1 protein-coding gene is annotated in these 787 nt (G+C 67.5%); it reads right to left on the bottom strand.

The genetic code is table 11. The features are described 5' to 3' along the window. Window positions 1-30 precede the first annotated feature (30 nt). Window positions 31-787, bottom strand: a 757-nt coding sequence (locus tag AB0C16_RS40145) for an IS3 family transposase (protein WP_357691400.1), incomplete at its 5' end; no start/stop codon positions are given.

Below are 787 nucleotides of genomic sequence, written 5' to 3'. Positions count from 1 at the left end.
TGTCAATCCCCTCAAACCGTGGAGATGGTCCTATGCCACGGCGGCCCTCATCAGGGCCGTTGATGCTTGCCTCTTCTCGATCATCTGGTGCTCGAATGTGACAGGCGGCTGCCCGTCGTTGGCGCTGTGCCTGCGTTTGACGTTGTAGAAGTCCGCGATCCAGGTCGCGATCTTCAGCCGGGCCTCCGCTCGGGTTCGGAAGCGCTGCCGGTGCACGAACTCGACCTTCAGGGTGCTGTTGAGCGATTCGGCGGCTCCGTTGTCGAGTGCGCATCCGACTCGGCCCATCGACTGCACCACCCCGTGCTTGCGGCATTCGGCCTGGTAGCGGGCGGCGGTGTACTCCGAGCCGCGATCCGAGTGGAAGATCACCCCGTCCACGTCGCCGCCCCTGGTCGCCACGGCCATCTGCAGCGAGGCGACCGTCAGCGCCGCGTCATGGTGGGCCGACATGGCGTAGCCGAGCAGCCGGCGGGAGAACAGGTCCTCGACCGAAGCCAAGTACAGTGGCCCCTCATCGGTGGTGATCATCGTGACGTCACCGACCCACAGCACGTCCGCAGCGACCGCGGTGAACTTCCGGTGCACCAGATCAGGCGCGGCCGGCCGCCTGCCCTGCCGGGTCAGCGAGCGCGGCTTCTTCGGCGCCCGTCCGGCTAAGCCGAGTTCGGCCATCCGCCTGGCCACGGTGTTCTCCGACACCCGCCAGCCCGCCTCGTGCAGGTCTTGGGTGATCCGCGGCGAGCCGTAGGTGCCGCCCGATGCCGCGAACAGCCGCTTGATCTCC

Origin of the sequence: Nonomuraea sp. NPDC048916 (genome assembly GCF_040649575.1) — a bacterium.
Taxonomy (GTDB): Bacteria; Actinomycetota; Actinomycetes; order Streptosporangiales; family Streptosporangiaceae; genus Nonomuraea.
Note: the sequence above shows the minus strand (reverse complement) of the source record. Positions and strands in the feature narration are given on the sequence as shown.